This is a genomic window from Propionispira arboris (assembly GCF_900109225.1).
Classification (GTDB): Bacteria; Bacillota; Negativicutes; order Selenomonadales; family Selenomonadaceae; genus Propionispira; species Propionispira arboris.
In genome coordinates, this window is the sequence record NZ_FNZK01000006.1 from 155,307 (window position 1) to 171,922 (window position 16,616).

13 protein-coding genes, 7 tRNA genes and 1 other annotated feature are annotated in these 16,616 nt (G+C 39.5%); all 20 genes read right to left on the bottom strand.

The genetic code is table 11. The features are described 5' to 3' along the window. Window positions 1-32 precede the first annotated feature (32 nt). Window positions 33-4,004 (bottom strand): DNA-directed RNA polymerase subunit beta', encoded by a 3,972-nt coding sequence (gene rpoC, locus BMY14_RS08075; RefSeq protein ID WP_091830752.1) that lies wholly within the window; start codon window positions 4,002-4,004, stop codon window positions 33-35. Window positions 4,005-4,021: 17 nt separating this feature from the next. Further along, on the bottom strand, window positions 4,022-7,783 hold the full coding sequence (gene rpoB, locus BMY14_RS08080) for a DNA-directed RNA polymerase subunit beta (protein ID WP_019555306.1): 3,762 nt from the start codon (window positions 7,781-7,783) through the stop codon (window positions 4,022-4,024). A gap of 391 nt (window positions 7,784-8,174) precedes the next feature. Next, on the bottom strand, window positions 8,175-8,540 hold the full coding sequence (gene rplL / locus BMY14_RS08085; protein ID WP_019555305.1) for a 50S ribosomal protein L7/L12: 366 nt from the start codon (window positions 8,538-8,540) through the stop codon (window positions 8,175-8,177). 68 nt (window positions 8,541-8,608) lie between these two features. Next, window positions 8,609-9,148 (bottom strand): 50S ribosomal protein L10, encoded by a 540-nt coding sequence (gene rplJ / locus BMY14_RS08090; protein WP_019555304.1) that lies wholly within the window; start codon window positions 9,146-9,148, stop codon window positions 8,609-8,611. A gap of 24 nt (window positions 9,149-9,172) precedes the next feature. After that, window positions 9,173-9,317, bottom strand: a sequence feature (ribosomal protein L10 leader region). A gap of 20 nt (window positions 9,318-9,337) precedes the next feature. Next, window positions 9,338-10,033: a 50S ribosomal protein L1 gene (rplA, locus tag BMY14_RS08095; protein ID WP_019555303.1), complete on the bottom strand. Its 696-nt coding sequence runs from the start codon at window positions 10,031-10,033 to the stop codon at window positions 9,338-9,340. A 68-nt stretch (window positions 10,034-10,101) separates the two neighbouring features. Beyond that, window positions 10,102-10,527 (bottom strand): 50S ribosomal protein L11, encoded by a 426-nt coding sequence (gene rplK, locus BMY14_RS08100; protein WP_019555302.1) that lies wholly within the window; start codon window positions 10,525-10,527, stop codon window positions 10,102-10,104. Between the two features lie 32 nt (window positions 10,528-10,559). After that, a complete protein-coding gene (nusG, locus tag BMY14_RS08105) occupies window positions 10,560-11,090 on the bottom strand; it encodes a transcription termination/antitermination protein NusG (protein ID WP_019555301.1) in 531 nt (176 codons plus the stop codon). Window positions 11,091-11,131: 41 nt separating this feature from the next. After that, a complete protein-coding gene (gene secE / locus BMY14_RS08110; protein WP_342741762.1) occupies window positions 11,132-11,305 on the bottom strand; it encodes a preprotein translocase subunit SecE in 174 nt (57 codons plus the stop codon). A 100-nt stretch (window positions 11,306-11,405) separates the two neighbouring features. After that, a tRNA-Trp gene (locus tag BMY14_RS08115) sits at window positions 11,406-11,481 on the bottom strand. Between the two features lie 16 nt (window positions 11,482-11,497). Further along, window positions 11,498-11,647 carry a 50S ribosomal protein L33 gene (rpmG, locus tag BMY14_RS08120; protein ID WP_019555299.1) on the bottom strand — a complete coding sequence of 50 codons (150 nt, stop codon included), beginning with the start codon at window positions 11,645-11,647 and terminating at the stop codon, window positions 11,498-11,500. A gap of 197 nt (window positions 11,648-11,844) precedes the next feature. Continuing rightward, a tRNA-Met gene (locus BMY14_RS08125) sits at window positions 11,845-11,921 on the bottom strand. Between the two features lie 6 nt (window positions 11,922-11,927). Next, a tRNA-Thr gene (locus BMY14_RS08130) sits at window positions 11,928-12,003 on the bottom strand. A 16-nt stretch (window positions 12,004-12,019) separates the two neighbouring features. Next, a tRNA-Met gene (locus BMY14_RS08135) sits at window positions 12,020-12,095 on the bottom strand. 19 nt (window positions 12,096-12,114) lie between these two features. Then, window positions 12,115-12,200 (bottom strand) — tRNA-Tyr (locus BMY14_RS08140). Window positions 12,201-12,210: 10 nt separating this feature from the next. Then, window positions 12,211-12,286 (bottom strand) — tRNA-Thr (locus BMY14_RS08145). 59 nt (window positions 12,287-12,345) lie between these two features. Beyond that, window positions 12,346-12,421: transfer RNA gene (locus BMY14_RS08150), tRNA-Met, on the bottom strand. 150 nt (window positions 12,422-12,571) lie between these two features. Beyond that, a complete protein-coding gene (gene pfp / locus BMY14_RS08155; RefSeq protein ID WP_019555298.1) occupies window positions 12,572-13,822 on the bottom strand; it encodes a diphosphate--fructose-6-phosphate 1-phosphotransferase in 1,251 nt (416 codons plus the stop codon). A 238-nt stretch (window positions 13,823-14,060) separates the two neighbouring features. After that, window positions 14,061-14,795 carry an RNA polymerase sporulation sigma factor SigH gene (gene sigH / locus BMY14_RS08160; protein ID WP_019555297.1) on the bottom strand — a complete coding sequence of 245 codons (735 nt, stop codon included), beginning with the start codon at window positions 14,793-14,795 and terminating at the stop codon, window positions 14,061-14,063. A 239-nt stretch (window positions 14,796-15,034) separates the two neighbouring features. Further along, the gene (locus tag BMY14_RS08165) at window positions 15,035-15,568 is read right to left on the bottom strand and encodes an NYN domain-containing protein (RefSeq protein WP_091830756.1); all 534 of its coding nucleotides are present in this window, start codon (window positions 15,566-15,568) and stop codon (window positions 15,035-15,037) included. Between the two features lie 94 nt (window positions 15,569-15,662). Then, the gene (rlmB, locus tag BMY14_RS08170; RefSeq protein ID WP_245741321.1) at window positions 15,663-16,535 is read right to left on the bottom strand and encodes a 23S rRNA (guanosine(2251)-2'-O)-methyltransferase RlmB; all 873 of its coding nucleotides are present in this window, start codon (window positions 16,533-16,535) and stop codon (window positions 15,663-15,665) included. Window positions 16,536-16,616: the final 81 nt, after the last annotated feature.

Sequence of the window (16,616 nt, forward strand, 5' to 3'; positions counted from 1 at the left end):
AGCTGATGGATACCAGCTCGGTTTTTTGTGCTTTATTTTGAAATTTCAGTTGCTTGTGTTTTTGATTCCATATCAGATTCAATAATTTTGATATTACGATAACGGCTCATCCCTGTACCTGCTGGGATCAGTTTACCAATAATAACATTTTCTTTGAGACCAATAAGTGGATCAACCTTGCCTTTAATTGCTGCATCCGTCAAGACACGAGTCGTTTCCTGGAACGATGCTGCCGACAAGAAAGAATCCGTAGCAAGCGATGCTTTTGTAATTCCCAAGAGAATTGGTCTGGCAACGGAAGGTTCTCCACCGTTTTCAATCGCTTTTGCATTTGCAACTTCAAAGGTATTAATATCAACAAATTCACCAGGTAAGAAGCCAGTATCTGCCGATTCTTCAATCTTAACCTTATGAAGCATCTGGCGTACCATAACTTCAATATGTTTATCATTGATTTCAACACCCTGAGATTTATAAACTTTTTGTACTTCATATACGAGATAACGCTGGGTATCACGCAGGCCACAAACACGCAAAATATCATGCGGATTTATTGATCCTTCCGTGAGTTTATCCCCCGGTTTAATCATCATTCCTTCTTTAACAACAATACGTGCGCCATAAGGAATCTGATATAAACGTTCTTCCCCTTCTTCCGGGAAGACTGTAATCTTTCGCATACCTTTTGTATCTTTGATTTCTACACGGCCTTCAACTTCAACAATGACCGCATGATGTTTTGGTTTACGTGCTTCAAATAATTCTTCAACACGCGGCAAACCTTGTGTAATATCATCCCCGGCAACCCCACCAGTATGGAATGTACGCATTGTAAGTTGTGTACCAGGTTCACCAATGGATTGAGCTGCGATAATACCAACTGCTTCTCCAACATCAACCTGTGTAGCATTTGCCAAATCACGTCCATAACATTTGATACATACACCAAACTGAGATTTACAAGTAAGTACAGAACGAATGGATACTTGCTCACGTACTTTACAAATTTCATCAGCCAGTTCTTCATCAATATTCTGATTCAGTGAAGCGACTTTTTCGCCCGTTTCCAGATTGATAATATCTTCCGCAAGTACACGGCCAACGATACGATCTTTAAGGGATTCGATTACACCGTTTCCTTCTTTGATCGCTTCGACTTCAATACCACGGATATTATTGTTACGCACTTTAACTTCCTTAGCATCACTGCCCAGTACAGCTTCAATATATGCTTCTGTAAGCGGTGAATTAGCTGGAATAATTTCGTTACCTTCCGCATCTAAAACACAATCAGTCGTATTTTTCCCAAGCATTTCACGAATCATTGATCTCTTAATAGCCATACGTACTTTTTCTTCTGGTGCACCAAGAATGATTGTCTCAGAAACCATTGCATTACTAATTGTTGCTTCCGTTGTTACCGAAGAACCACGAACAACAATTTCCGGTACATGATGTTCACCAATTAATTTGAGTTCTGCTTCATCCAAGGTTGTATCAACCGGAATCAAGATATTGCCGGTTTTTGGATCAATAACATCCGCTCCGAGTAAACGGCCCATCAATGTATCTTTCAAAACTGCAATCGCATTCACCGTGGAAGATGCTAGTCTTGCTCTTTCACGAACAAGGTTAATACCTACGATATCGCAGTCATCTTCACGTACGATTACATCTTGTGCAACGTCAACAAGACGACGTGTCAAGTAACCAGAATCGGCTGTTCTAAGTGCTGTATCGGCAAGACCTTTACGAGCACCATGCGAGGAAATAAAATAGTCCGATACTGTTAAACCTTCACGGAAATTTGCCTTGATTGGCAAATCGATGATTTTACCAGATGGATCCGCCATGAGACCACGCATCCCGGCAAGCTGACGCATCTGTTGCTTGTTACCACGAGCACCAGAATCTGCCATCATATAAATCGGGTTAAACGGATCCATGTTTTTCATCATGGCTTCGGTTACATCATCCGTAGCTTTTGTCCAAAGCGTAATAACTTTATTATAACGTTCTTCATCCGTGATAAGACCACGACTGAATTGACGTTCAATCAAGTTTACTTCGGTTTCTGCTGCTGCCAAAATGGATTTCTTTTCCGGCGGGATGATAATATCTGAAATGGCCACAGTCATACCAGCAATACATGCATAATGATAACCAAGGTTTTTAACATCGTCAATTACGGTAGCTGTCTTACTACCACCAAATTGGCGATAACATTTCGCAACAAGCTGCCCAAGCTGCTTTTTATCCATCAAGATACCGAGGCACCATTGATCAGAACCAGCTTCTTTATGATAATAGCGGATTTCCGCTGGAAGTGTTTCATTAAAAATCATACGACCAAGTGTTGTTTTCACCAAACCATATCCATCAATACGAACTGTAATTTCAGCTTGCAGAGATAATTCATTCTGCTGATAAGCAAGCAATGCTTCATTGATGCCGGTCATGATTTTCCCCTGACCTAAAGACCCTGGTCTTACAATTGTTAAATAATAAGAACCTAGAACCATATCCTGGGTCGGTACGATAATCGGACGACCATCTTTTGGTGCAAGAATATGATTAGCCGCAAGCATCAAAACACGTGCTTCAGCTTGTGCTTCAGCTGACAGCGGCAAATGAATTGCCATCTGATCACCATCAAAATCGGCATTATAAGCTGTACATGCAAGCGGATGCAATTTCAGCGCCCGCCCTTCTGTAAGAACTGGTTCAAATGCCTGTATCCCTAATCTATGAAGCGTCGGGGCACGATTCAAAAGTACTGGATGTTCTTTGATAACTTCTTCTAGTACATCCCAAACTTCTGGACGAACTCGTTCAACCATGCGTTTTGCTGATTTAATATTATGAGCTAAACCTGCATTCACAAGTTTTTTCATAACAAATGGCTTAAATAATTCAAGGGCCATTTCTTTTGGCAGACCACACTGGTGAAGCTTGAGTTCTGGACCAACAACGATAACCGAACGACCAGAATAATCAACACGTTTCCCCAATAGATTTTGACGGAAACGACCTTGTTTACCCTTTAGCATGTCACTCAATGATTTAAGTGGTCTGTTCCCCGGTCCAGTTACAGGACGACCGCGGCGACCATTATCAATCAATGCATCAACAGCTTCTTGCAGCATACGTTTTTCATTGCGGACAATAATATCCGGTGCACCAAGATCCAATAAACGTTTCAAACGATTATTACGGTTGATTACACGACGATACAAGTCATTTAAATCAGATGTCGCAAAACGACCACCATCAAGCTGTACCATTGGACGAAGTTCCGGTGGTATTACCGGAACAACATCCATGACCATCCATGAAGGATGATTGCCTGACTTACGGAAAGCTTCAACGACTTCAAGTCGACGGATCGCGCGGATTTTACGCTGTCCGCTTACCTCTTTAAGTTCTTGACGAAGATCTATGTTCATTTTATCAAGATCAAGTTCCTCAAGAAGTTTTTTAACAGATTCAGCACCCATGCCAACTTTAAATGCAGCACCATATTTAGTACGGTGTTCTCTGTATTCATTTTCAGTCAGAAGCTGTTTTTTCATCAGAGGAGTATCTGCTGGATCCAATACGATATAAGACGCAAAATATAGTACTTTTTCAAGTGCACGAGGTGAAACATCAAGAATCAACCCCATACGACTTGGAATACCTTTAAAGTACCATATATGTGATACTGGGGCTGCCAATTCAATATGACCCATACGTTCACGACGAACTTTGGAGCGTGTTACTTCAACACCACAACGATCGCAAATAATGCCCTTATAACGTATTCTTTTATATTTACCGCAATGACATTCCCAGTCACGTGTTGGTCCAAAAATTCTCTCACAGAACAGACCATCTCGTTCAGGTTTCAATGTACGGTAATTGATTGTTTCCGGTTTTTTTACTTCGCCATAAGACCAGTCTCTAATCTTTTCTGGCGATGCGAGCCCAATACGCATTGAATCAAAATTATTTACATCCAACAAGGGGGTGTCACTCCCTTCTATTTTTCAAAGTCGTTACCGACTAGATCATTAATATTTTTAACATCTGTATCTTTAGCTTCTGTATCTTTATTAGCCTCATCTTTTGTAACTTCAGGTTCACTATCCATGTTACCAAGTTCAGCAATAATATCTGTGTCATTTTCTGATAAGGCACCTTCATGCTTCACATTAACCTCAATTGGTTTATCATCAAACTGTGGTTTTCTTGGGGCAACAGCAGTCACATCAAGATCAAGCTCTTTCGCAGTTTCATTGATATCCTCATCAACATCGTTAATCATGATTTCTTGTGCATCTTCAGAAAGAACTTTGATATCAAGACCAATACTTTGTAATTCTTTAATCAATACTTTGAAGGATTCCGGCACACCTGGTTCCGGAATATTTTCACCCTTAACAATGGCTTCATAGGTCTTAACACGTCCAACAACATCATCTGACTTAACCGTCAAAATTTCCTGTAGAGTATAAGCTGCGCCATATGCTTCAAGTGCCCAAACTTCCATTTCCCCGAAACGCTGTCCACCAAATTGAGCTTTACCGCCAAGTGGCTGCTGCGTAACTAAGGAGTATGGACCTGTGGAACGTGCATGAATCTTATCATCAACTAAATGATGCAGTTTCAGCATGTACACACAACCAACCGTAACTGGATTATCAAACGGTTCTCCAGTACGACCATCATAAAGAATCGTTTTACCATCATCACGAAGACCAGCTGCACGAAGTGTATCAAATACTTCATTTTCTTTCGCACCATCAAATACAGGTGTCGCAATGTGAATACCCGCAACATCCGGGATTGGCATGCCATTTGTTTCAACATCATAACCAATTTTACGAAGTCTGGATTCTACATTTGGATCTCCTGCTTTAATTTGCATACCAAGCGCACGAACAGCCATACCCAAATGTGTTTCAAGTACCTGTCCAATATTCATACGCGATGGTACGCCAAGTGGATTTAAGACGATATTAACTGGTGTTCCATCTGGTAAAAATGGCATGTCTTCTTCACGCATAATACGTGAAACAACCCCTTTATTACCATGACGGCCCGCCATCTTATCACCGACAGAAATCTTACGTTTTTGGGCAATATAGACACGAACAAGATGATTTACACCTGGTGGCAATTCATCATTATTTTCGCGGCTAAATACTTTGACATCAACAATCTTACCAGCTTCACCATGTGGAACACGAAGTGATGTATCACGTACTTCACGAGCTTTTTCACCAAAGATTGCACGAAGCAGTCTTTCTTCTGCTGTAAGTTCTGTTTCACCTTTTGGTGTCACTTTGCCGACAAGTATATCGCCAGGACGTACTTCTGCACCAATACAAATAATACCACGATCATCAAGATCGCGTAGTGCTTCTTCTGCTACATTTGGAATGTCGCGCGTGATTTCTTCAGGTCCAAGTTTGGTATCACGAGCATCACATTCATATTCTTCAATATGAATGGAAGTGTAGATATCTTCCTTGACGATTTTTTCACTAAGCAAAATAGCATCTTCGTAGTTATACCCTTCCCAAGGCATAAATGCGACTACGATATTGTAACCTAACGCAAGTTCACCATGATCGGTAGCCGGACCATCTGCGATTGGTTGTTTTACAGAAACGCGTTCACCCTTATAAACAATTGGAAGCTGGTTAATACAAGTTCCCTGATTTGAGCGTAGATATTTCTGCAATTTATAGATATCAAGGTCGCCATGATCTGTGCGAACTTGAATTTGATCTGCTGTAACTTTTTCAACGGTTCCTTCACGTCGTGCCAGAACCATAACGCCCGAATCACAGGCAGCCTTATATTCCATACCAGTCCCCACGAGTGGAGCCTGTGTACGAAGCAGTGGCACTGCCTGACGCTGCATGTTCGCGCCCATTAAGGCACGATTTGCATCATCATTTTCAAGAAACGGAATCATTGCTGTTGCAATCGATACAACCTGTTTTGGCGATACATCCATATAATCAACACGATCATTTGGCATTAAAAGAGTTTCTTCGTTATAACGTGATGTAACACGCGTTTCAGCAAACCAATCTTCATCTGTTAGCTTTTCATTGGCCTGCGCAATAACGAGTTCATCTTCTTCATCCGCCGTCAAATAACGAACTTCTTCCGTTACTTTATGATGTGCTTTATCAACTTTACGATATGGTGTTTCCATAAAACCAAATTCATTGATTCGTGCATAAGTTGAAAGCGAGCCTATCAAACCGATATTTGGACCTTCCGGGGTTTCAATTGGACACATACGTCCATAATGAGAATTATGAACATCACGAACTTCAAACCCAGCGCGTTCACGACTCAAACCACCTGGTCCAAGTGCACTCAAACGGCGTTTATGGGTAAGTTCACTTAGTGGGTTATGCTGATCCATAAACTGTGACAACTGACTTGATCCAAAAAACTCTTTGATCGCAGCTACAACCGGACGAATATTAATGAGTGCCTGCGGAGTAATTACATCAACATCTTGAATTGTCATACGTTCTTTGACAACCCGTTCCATTCTTGATAAACCAATTCTAAATTGATTTTGTAATAATTCCCCAACAGAACGCACACGACGATTGCCTAAATGATCAATATCATCGGTGTTGCCATAGCCATCCATAAGGTTTAATAAATAATTAATGGAAGCTATAATATCGCTTCTGGTGATTGTTCTATGACGATATTCCAGCGTCGGCGAACAAATCATCTTCATTATTTTATCGTCTTTTATCTGTACTTTGATTTCAATAGCCTTATCAGAACCAAAAATTGCAGTTTCTGCAGCTACATCAATATTTTCCAGCATTGATTCTTCAATCAGCGTATCAGCCGACAGAATAATCTCGCCAGTTTCTTTATCAACAATAGGCTGTACCAGTATTTTACCAAGTAAACGACGTTTCCAACCTAATTTTTTCGTGAGTTTATAACGACCCACTGTAGCAAGATCATAACGTTTTGGATCAAAAAACAGCGATTCTAATAACTGTTTTGCATTATCTACAGTTGGTGGTTCACCTGGGCGGAGCCTTTTGTAAATTTCCACCAAAGCTTCTTCTTTGGATTCCGTATTATCACGTTCCATGGTCGCTCTAACACGAACATCATCGTCAAACAGCTCTGAAATAGCTGCATTAGATCCATAACCTAAAGCACGAATCAACACAGTTACAGGCAATTTACGAGTCCTGTCAATTCTTACTGAAATTACATCATTCGCATCGGTCTCTAATTCGAGCCATGCCCCACGATTTGGAATTACGGTAGCATTGTATAATTTTTTACCGGTAGCATCGATTGTTTCGCCATAATACGCTCCTGGAGAACGTACCAACTGGCTTACAATTACACGTTCAGCACCATTGATAATGAACGTACCGGTTTCGGTCATGAGTGGAAAATCACCCATAAAAACTTCTTGTTCTTTAATTTCGCCTGTTTCACGATTAATTAAACGAACATTTACCCGAAGTGGTGCAGAGAAAGTTACATCTCGTTCTTTGCATTCATCGATATCATACTTCGGATCACCCAATGTAAAGCTTTCAAAAGATAATATTAAATTACCTGTGAAATCTTGAATTGGTGAAATATCATGAAAAATTTCCTGCAAACCTTCTTTTAAAAACCACTCATAGGAGTTTCTTTGAATATCCAGAAGATGAGGCATATCCATGACTTCTTTGATTTTCGCATAGCTATACCTGATTCTTTTGCCTACCGGAACAGGATTGAACATTAAATCCTTCACCCCTTAGCCCAATTTTGACTCAGACACACCTTAAACAGACATGAAAAAGAATGATGAAACACTAAAAAGCAAGGCCGTTTTCCTTTTTTAAACCTTGCTTGTTTTATTGATGAAAAATTTTTTTCATCTTCCATCGTATTCCATTTTCATTCTTTTTAATCCGTATGCCGTTATACTTCATATTACATCTTTTCTGCGGTAGTCAATCGCATTTCTTTTGTATAATAAATATTGAATTATACATCTGTAGTAAGAAATACTATCACATTTGTATATAAATGTCAATATTTTTTTGTTGATCTATGATAAAAATTAAAGAGTACCAACACAGGTACTCTTTAATTTTAATACTAAATACGAATCTTACTTAGAGTTAAAATTATTTAACTTCTGCAGATGCGCCAGCTTCTTCTAATTTTGCTTTAAGAGCGTCAGCGTCAGCTTTGGAAATTTTTTCTTTAATAGCTTTAGGAGCGCCATCCACTAATTCTTTAGCTTCTTTTAAGCCAAGACCAGTAACTTCACGAACTGCTTTGATTACATTGATTTTGCTGCCACCAGCACTAGTCAAAATAACATCAAATTCTGATTTTTCTTCTTCAGCAGCACCAGCTGTAGGAGCAGCAGCTACAGCTACAGGAGCAGCAGCAGACACGCCAAATTTTTCTTCCATATCTTTTACTAATTCGGACAATTCAAGAACAGTCATGTTCTCGATAGCTTCCATAATTTCTACTTTAGTCATTTAAAAATACCTCCAAATTATATTTAACTTTTATTTTTTAAATTTATCCTCATACAAGAAAATACGCGTTATGCGGATTCTTTCTGTTGACGAACTGCGTCAAGCACATATACAGCATTGCGAATCGTACCTTGCAATACATTGACCAGACCTGCAATCGGGGATTGCATACCAGCGAGCACCTGTGCGATAAGCACTTCGCGGGATGGTAAAGAAGCAAGAGCTTTGACACCTGCGGCATCAATAACCTGACCTTCTACCAGACCAGCTTTGACTTCTAATTTTTTTTCTTGATCAAGTTTATTTGCTTTAATAAACTCAGAAATTACTTTTGCTGGGGCAACTGCGTCATCAAATGATACAGCTAATGCTGTAGTACCTTCTAAATATTCAGTTAAACCATCAAGACCAACTTCTTTAGCGGCAATACGTGTCATTGTGTTTTTCACTACATTATAAGAAACACCTGCTTCACGTAATTTGCGACGAAGCTGTGTATCCTGAGCAACAGTTAATCCACTATAACTAGTTAAAACAGCACCTTTAGCAGTACTGAGTTTTTCTTTTAAATCAGCGACAATCGCTTGTTTTGCTGAAGTTACAGCCATGAACTACACCTCCTCTCGTATATAAAAACAACTTAAAAACGACCTCTAGCCGAGAAGACCAGAGGTCGCAGTGGCAAAAGCCACGTCAAAACTCCGACCTCGGCAGGCGGATTTCTCCATTATACACGAAAAGTGCACCTGCTGTCTACAGCCCAATAATGATAACACACATTATTGATATACTCTATTTTATTTGCCGGAAGTTTTTAACGTAGTAACCTGCACACCAGGGCCCATAGTTGCGCTCACAGTAATGCTGCGTATATACTGGCCTTTGGCTGCTGCTGGTCTAACTTTAACCAATGTATCAATCAAGGTCTGATAATTATCAAATAATTTATCAGCGTCGAATGAAGCCTTACCAATAGGAGAATGGATATTCCCCGCTTTATCAGTACGGTATTCGATTTTACCTGCCTTAATTTCATTAATTGCACGGGTAAGATCCATAGTAACTGTTCCCAGTTTTGGATTTGGCATTAAGCCTTTAGGTCCCAAAATTTTACCTAAACGACCTACTGTACCCATCATATCAGGAGTAGCTACTGCAACATCAAAGTCGCTCCAGCCTCCCTGAATTTTTGTAACAAGTTCATCAGAACCAACAAAATCTGCACCGGCAGCTTCTGCTTCTGCAACTTTGTCACCTTTAGCAAACACTAAAACGCGTTTGGATTTGCCTGTACCATGTGGCAATACTATTGCACCACGTACCTGCTGATCAGCATACTTAGGATCTACACCTAATCTTACAGAAACTTCGATTGTTTCATCGAATTTAGCTGTAGCTGTTTTTTTAACAAGTTCGATTGCTTCGTTAGCATCGTATAATTTATCTTCAATAAGCTTAGCAGCTTCTTGATATTTCTTACCAAATTTAGCCATATAAAATAATTCCCCTTTCGTGGTAATAACGGTGTGTACCTCCCACGAGTATAGCATCGGACTAAGAATTAGTCAACGATTTCAATACCCATACTGCGAGCTGTACCTTCGATCATGCGAGTTGCAGCTTCGATATCAGCAGCATTTAAATCTTGCATTTTGCTTTCAGCAATTTCTCTTGCTTTTGCACGAGGCAATTTAGCAACTTTTACTTTGTTAGGTTCACCAGAAGCTTTTTCTAAACCAGCAGCTTTCTTTAAAAGAACAGCAGCTGGAGGAGTCTTCGTAACAAACGAGAAAGATCTATCCTCAAATACTGTAATTTCAACTGGAATGATTAAACCGCCTTGTTTAGCAGTTCTTTCGTTAAATTCTTTAACAAAAGCCATGATGTTAACCCCAGCCTGACCCAAAGCAGGACCTACCGGAGGAGCTGGAGTAGCTTTACCAGCTAATACTTGTAATTTTACAAGTTTAACAACTTTTTTAGCCATGTTATTTACACCTCCTTAAATAAAGATATATATTAGATTTTTTCTACTTGCTCAAAATCAAGTTCAACTGGAGTTTCACGCCCGAACATATTAACAAGAACTTTGAGCTTGCCCTTTTCCGGATCTACTTCAGTTACTGTGGCAGCAAAATTTTCAAATGCTCCCGAATTAATGTGAACAGCCTGACCAATTTCAATATCTATTGTCGGTCTAAGCTCTTCGATTCCCATAGATTTTAGAATACGTTTTACTTCAGCATCCGTAAGCGGAATAGGTTTTGTTCCGGAACCAACAAACCCTGTAACACCCGGCGTATTGCGAACAACATACCAAGAACGATCACTTACGATCATTTCTACTAATGCATATCCAGGGAAAACTTTTTTCTTGGTTATTTTTTTCTTGCCATCTTTATGTTCAACTTCATCTTCCATTGGAACAACTACGCGAAAGATTTCATCTTCCATGTCCATAGAATGAACTTTACGTTCAAGATTAGCTTTTACTTTGTTTTCATAACCGGAATACGTATGAATTACATACCATTTTTTTTCTGATTCCATCGCTAAGGGACGTCTTCCTCGTCCCTCACCTCCCAGCCGCCTTATCTTAGAATGATTTCGAGCATTTTTGCAAAGACAGTATCACATATCCAGATTAACGCACAGACAAATACAACTGCAATAAGTACAACACCTGTATAAGAAGCAAGCTCCTTTTTGTCTGGCCATGATACTTTTTTTAATTCAGCCTTTACTCCACCTAAAAATCCTTTCAGATTAAAACGTGAACCATTGTCCTGAACCGCTGAGGATTCTTCTTCAGCCAAATTCTTCACATCCCCGTAACATACTGCATCATAAAAAACACAAATTTTTTGGCAGGGGCAGTAGGACTTGAACCCACAACCAATGGTTTTGGAGACCACTACTCTACCAGTTGAGCCATGCCCCTACAAAATAGAAATAAATTATTTCGTTTCTTTGTGTAAAGTATGTTTTTTACAGAATTTGCAGTATTTATTAAATTCTAATCTATCCGGGTCATTTTTCTTGTTTTTATTGGTCTGATAGTTGCGTTGCTTGCATTCAGTACAGGCCAATGTAACTGCATTGCGCATTTTATGCACCCCTTACCTGTAAATATACTACATTCAAAATGTCACTAATATAATTTATCATAATTAAAACTTGCTGTCAATAACTTATCCACAACAATTTGTGATTATCTCTAATCCATCATGACACTTCACATCGTAGCATTTATACTGTAGCTAACATAAATAAAAACCCCATCTCAGGGGTTCATCTATCAAGTTGGTGGCGGCGCAGAGATTCGAACTCCGGACACTGCGGGTATGAACCGCATGCTCTAGCCAACTGAGCTACGCCGCCATATTATGGAGCTAATGACCGGGATTGAACCGGTGACCTTATCCTTACCAAGGATACGCTCTACCGACTGAGCTACATCAGCGATCATTACTAAAAATTGGTTGCGGGGACAAGACTCGAACTTGTGACCTTCGGGTTATGAGCCCGACGAGCTACCAACTGCTCCACCCCGCGGTAAAAATTATATTGAAAATGGTGGGCAGGGATGGATTCGAACCATCGTAAACCGAAGTTGGCAGATTTACAGTCTGCTCCCTTTAACCACTCGGGCACCTACCCATTTTCTTTATGGAGCTGGCAAGAAGACTTGAACTCCCAACCTGCTGATTACAAGTCAGCTGCTCTACCAATTGAGCTACACCAGCGTTAATAACAATATATATTTTACATCAACGTTTACTCCACGTCAACTATTTATTATTTTTGGTTGCGGGGACAAGACTCGAACTTGTGACCTTCGGGTTATGAGCCCGACGAGCTACCAACTGCTCCACCCCGCGATATTCACTCCCAAATAATTTTTTACAATCACTTGGCTGACAAGAAATAATGATATCATACTCTAAATCTTTTGTAAAGCTTTTTTATCATATAATTTCAAAAATAAAAAGCCGTTGTAGTTTTCTTGCTGCTGCAGCGGCTTTTTAGTATCAATTAAATAAATACTGATAGCGTTTTTTAAAATCATTCACATTCATTTTATAAGCGTTTGCAATGCCCGGATCTTCGAGATCTTCTTTCTCCAATCTCAGCATAAATCCCCTGGCAATCTTATAGTTGATAGAATTAATCTGTACGCGACGAACTCTTGTTTTTCCGGTTTTTGGATCTTTTAAGTCTTCAAAATAAAGCGGCACTGCTTCATTTTCTTGTAATGCGATCATTGCACCTGTCCCACCGCCCAGTAAAAATTGGACAGCTTCATATCCCAATGATCTAGTATAATCAATGTCATAGGAAATCGGCGGAGCACAACGAAGTTCATACCCAATTTCTTTATCAACAACAGTAACTTTCATACCAATTTTTTGCATAGCAGCCGATACAGTTTTTTTGAGCATTTCACCAAAATCAAGTTCTGAATAGCGAATATGTCCATGTTCATCAAGACAAATCTCCCCTAGCAATGCAAAATCTTCGGTAGCAATTTTTTCCAAAACACCTTCAGCGATGACTGCAACGCCATAATTTCTTCCAGTTAAATAACGCTTCACCATCGAACTGACAAGTAAATCGACAACCTGCTGTAATCTAATTTTCGGTTTTTCAAACTCTTCTGGAATAATGGTGATAATAGCACCGGCTGATCTTCCCATCCCAAGTGCCAAGTGACCAGCCGTCCGCCCCATTGCAATCACAAAATACCACCGATTATTCGTTGTCCTGGCATCTTCCATGAGATTTTCAATCTCCATCGTCCCCATAGCTCTGGCTGTTTCAAAGCCAAAGGTTGGCAGGCCCGGTGGTAATGGCAAATCATTGTCAATCGTCTTCGGAACATGAACTACATTGATTGTTCTACCGCAAGATTTAGCATATTCGGCTACTTTAGCAGAGCTAAAAGCCGTATCATCACCGCCAATCGTAACCAAATGAGTCACACCAAGCTCCGTCAAAGTATCAACAACTTTTTTCAAATCCGCTTCCTTTTTCGTAGGATTGAACCGTGACATTTGTAATATACATCCACCAGTCAAATGAATCCTGCTAACATCATCATATGTTAAATTTATAAATTTCTTTTCACCTTTAGCCAGACGGGAAAATCCATCATAAATCCCCAATACATCCCAGCCATGTTTTTTGGCTTCTAGCGTTACCGAACTGATTACGCTGTTTATCCCAGGTGCTGGTCCGCCCCCGCAAACAATTGCAACCACATTTTTAACTGAATTGACCATCCTGAATTCCCCCTCATCAAGACATAGTTCCTTTTGTTTTTATACCTGTTTAAATGAATATATTGGCCTTATATATTTAGTTCTTTATTCTTCTTCCCATGGTTATTATCCTTCATTTTATTGAAAATTGTGATAAATATATAAATAATATGATCCAAGGTTTTAGTTCAAGTTATATCGACACTCCTCTGCATCTTACTATAAAGAAAAGCACCTCTCTTTAAAGAAGTGCTTTTTGTCAATTTGATTTCAGACCATCACCGAATCCATGCAAACGTTTATTGATAGAACTTAATCCATTATACATACTGTTCACATCTGTATCTTCACGATTGTCTAAATATCGTTCTAATTTTCTTTTAACGCGTTGCAAAGCATTATCAATAGACTTAACGTGCCTATCAAGCTCCACAGCTATTTCTTGGTATGACTTTCCATCAAGATATGCCATCAATACTTTCCACTCTAAGTCACTCAAGATCTGCTCCATTTTGGATTCAATATCCAAAAATTCTTCTCGACTAATAACCAATTCTTCAGGATCTGATATTTTCGACCCTGATAATACATCCAGTAAAGTACGATCGGAATCTTCATCATAAATTGGTTTATTGAGTGAAACATAAGAATTGAGTGGGATATGTTTCTGCCTTGTCGCCGTTTTTATTGCTGTAATAATCTGCCGTGTGACACACAATTCAGCAAAAGCACGAAATGAAGACAACTTATCATTACGAAAATCTCGTATCGCTTTATATAAGCCAATCATTCCTTCTTGAATAATATCTTCTCTATCCGCACCAATCAAAAAATAAGAACGCGCTTTAGCTCGTACAAAATTGCGATACTTATTAATTAGATAATCCAGTGCGATAGTCGTATGAGTTTCTTTAATTTCAGCAACAATTTCTTCATCTGTCAAATGGGCAAACTCATTAACTGGTTCTGCTGGTTCCTGCGTATTAATTCTCATCGCACCACCTCCCCCAAGCCTTATTAAATTTTAAACTGCGCTCCTGCGCTCTTTTTCAATCAATGACTCGGATTATAAAACCAGATGATTCAGCTGTAAATAATACATTTCCAGCTTATGAAAAAAAAGAAAACGCTCCATAGCGCTCCTAGGAATTATTATTTGTTATTCATGCAAATTATACCTTAGGCGACCAGCATAGTCAAGCCTAGTAAGCCTGATTAGCCAATAATCCTACATTAATTGCGATTTTTTCGAATTTGATCCAGCTTCCGTGCTGTTTCATCATCAATTCTGCCGCTAAGCTCACGCCGCCCAGCCATCGAAAGAGGATTTTCCGTATATTCGTCACGAATTTTCTTCTTGGCCGCCAAAACTGCTTTTCTCATTTCCAGTGATGGCATACGATATGCCCCAGCCCCTAAAATCACCGACTGTTCTATCCCATCGGATGTTACAACATGTACTTCCTTTCCCTCTCTCACTAAATCATAAGCCAGTTTTTCGATATAACTGTCTGCTGTTTCGCCAGCATCTGTATAAATCACATCCAAATGTTCATTTATTTTTTCATAAGAAGAACCTTGTGCGGTAAATAGTGCATCGAAAACAATTGTAATATCATAATGCTGAAATTCACCATATTCAATCAGGTCAGAAACCAAACGATCTCTCGCATGTTCTAAACTGTCTCGCAAAGCAATAAGCTCTGGCCAGGCATTCACAACATTGTAGCCATCAATAATAAAATGCTCCCGTTTAACTCTCTTCATTTGATTTTTACTCCTATATACAGATTCCATTTTATCCCAATGTTTTCTGTACTACTCTAAAGCCACTGTATAGCAGTAAATATATCCTACCAGATCAGTTATTCTTTACCATACGCTGTTTCATTGATTCATACATCAAAATTGACCCCGCAACCGAAGCGTTCAATGAATTGATCGTTCCACGCATTGGCAGTTTGACAAGAAAATCACAGTTTTCTTTTGTTAAACGGCTAATCCCTTTTCCCTCATTGCCAATAATTAAAACCAACGCTCCTGTAAGTTCTGCATCATAATAATTTTTTTCACCAGCCATATCAGCCCCTACAACCCATAACCCCTGTTTTTTTAAATCCTTGATTGTCTGAACCACATTGCCAATTCTTGCAACAGGAACATATTCAACCGCCCCAGCTGAAGTTTTCGCTACGGTAGCGGAAAGCGGGCAGCTCCGGCGTTTTGGAATAAGTACACCATGGACACCTGCGGCATCAGCCGTACGAAGTATGGCTCCTAAATTATGTGGGTCTTCTAATTCATCCAATAAAACGATAAACGGTGGTTCATTTGCCTCCGCAGCCCGCTGCAAAATGTCTTCTATCTCAACATAATCAACTGGTGATGTATAAGCGAGAACACCTTGGTGACGAAGTCCCTGTGCCAATTCTTCAATTTTCCTAATATCAACCTCTTGCAGCATTACGCCATTTTCAATAGCAATTGCAATCACTTCTTTAATAGACCCTTGGCGATCACCGCTCGCTACAAGAATTTTATTAATAGAACGCCCACTGCGAAGAGCTTCTGTTACCGCATTGCGGCCAATGATAATTTCATCAGATAAGCCCTGCGGCGTATCTTTTTCTGGACGAATTTCTTCTTTATTCCGTTTTTCGCCAAACCTGTTATTTTCTCTTTTTTTTGCTTCGCTGCGTGTTGACAAATAGTTTTTTTTATTTTCGCTGCCCATATACTGCCTCTTTTCTAAAATATCATGATGGTCTTTTTATTCACTTAGCTCCTATATAACTATATATAATATACCTTATTT

Excerpts from the sequence above, each read along its gene's own strand:
- rpmG (WP_019555299.1), bottom strand. The coding sequence starts at position 11,647 with ATGCGCAATGCAGTTACATTGGCCTGTACTGAATGCAAGCAACGCAAC.
- rplK (WP_019555302.1), bottom strand. The coding sequence starts at position 10,527 with ATGGCTAAAAAAGTTGTTAAACTTGTAAAATTACAAGTATTAGCTGGT.
- rplA (WP_019555303.1), bottom strand. The coding sequence starts at position 10,033 with ATGGCTAAATTTGGTAAGAAATATCAAGAAGCTGCTAAGCTTATTGAA.
- rplL (WP_019555305.1), bottom strand. The coding sequence starts at position 8,540 with ATGACTAAAGTAGAAATTATGGAAGCTATCGAGAACATGACTGTTCTT.
- rpoB (WP_019555306.1), bottom strand. The coding sequence starts at position 7,783 with ATGTTCAATCCTGTTCCGGTAGGCAAAAGAATCAGGTATAGCTATGCG.
- sigH (WP_019555297.1), bottom strand. The coding sequence starts at position 14,795 with ATGAGAATTAATACGCAGGAACCAGCAGAACCAGTTAATGAGTTTGCC.
- BMY14_RS08165 (WP_091830756.1), bottom strand. The coding sequence starts at position 15,568 with ATGAAGAGAGTTAAACGGGAGCATTTTATTATTGATGGCTACAATGTT.
- rlmB (WP_245741321.1), bottom strand. The coding sequence starts at position 16,535 with ATGGGCAGCGAAAATAAAAAAAACTATTTGTCAACACGCAGCGAAGCA.
- pfp (WP_019555298.1), bottom strand. The coding sequence starts at position 13,822 with ATGGTCAATTCAGTTAAAAATGTGGTTGCAATTGTTTGCGGGGGCGGA.
- nusG (WP_019555301.1), bottom strand. The coding sequence starts at position 11,090 with ATGGAATCAGAAAAAAAATGGTATGTAATTCATACGTATTCCGGTTAT.
- rplJ (WP_019555304.1), bottom strand. The coding sequence starts at position 9,148 with ATGGCTGTAACTTCAGCAAAACAAGCGATTGTCGCTGATTTAAAAGAA.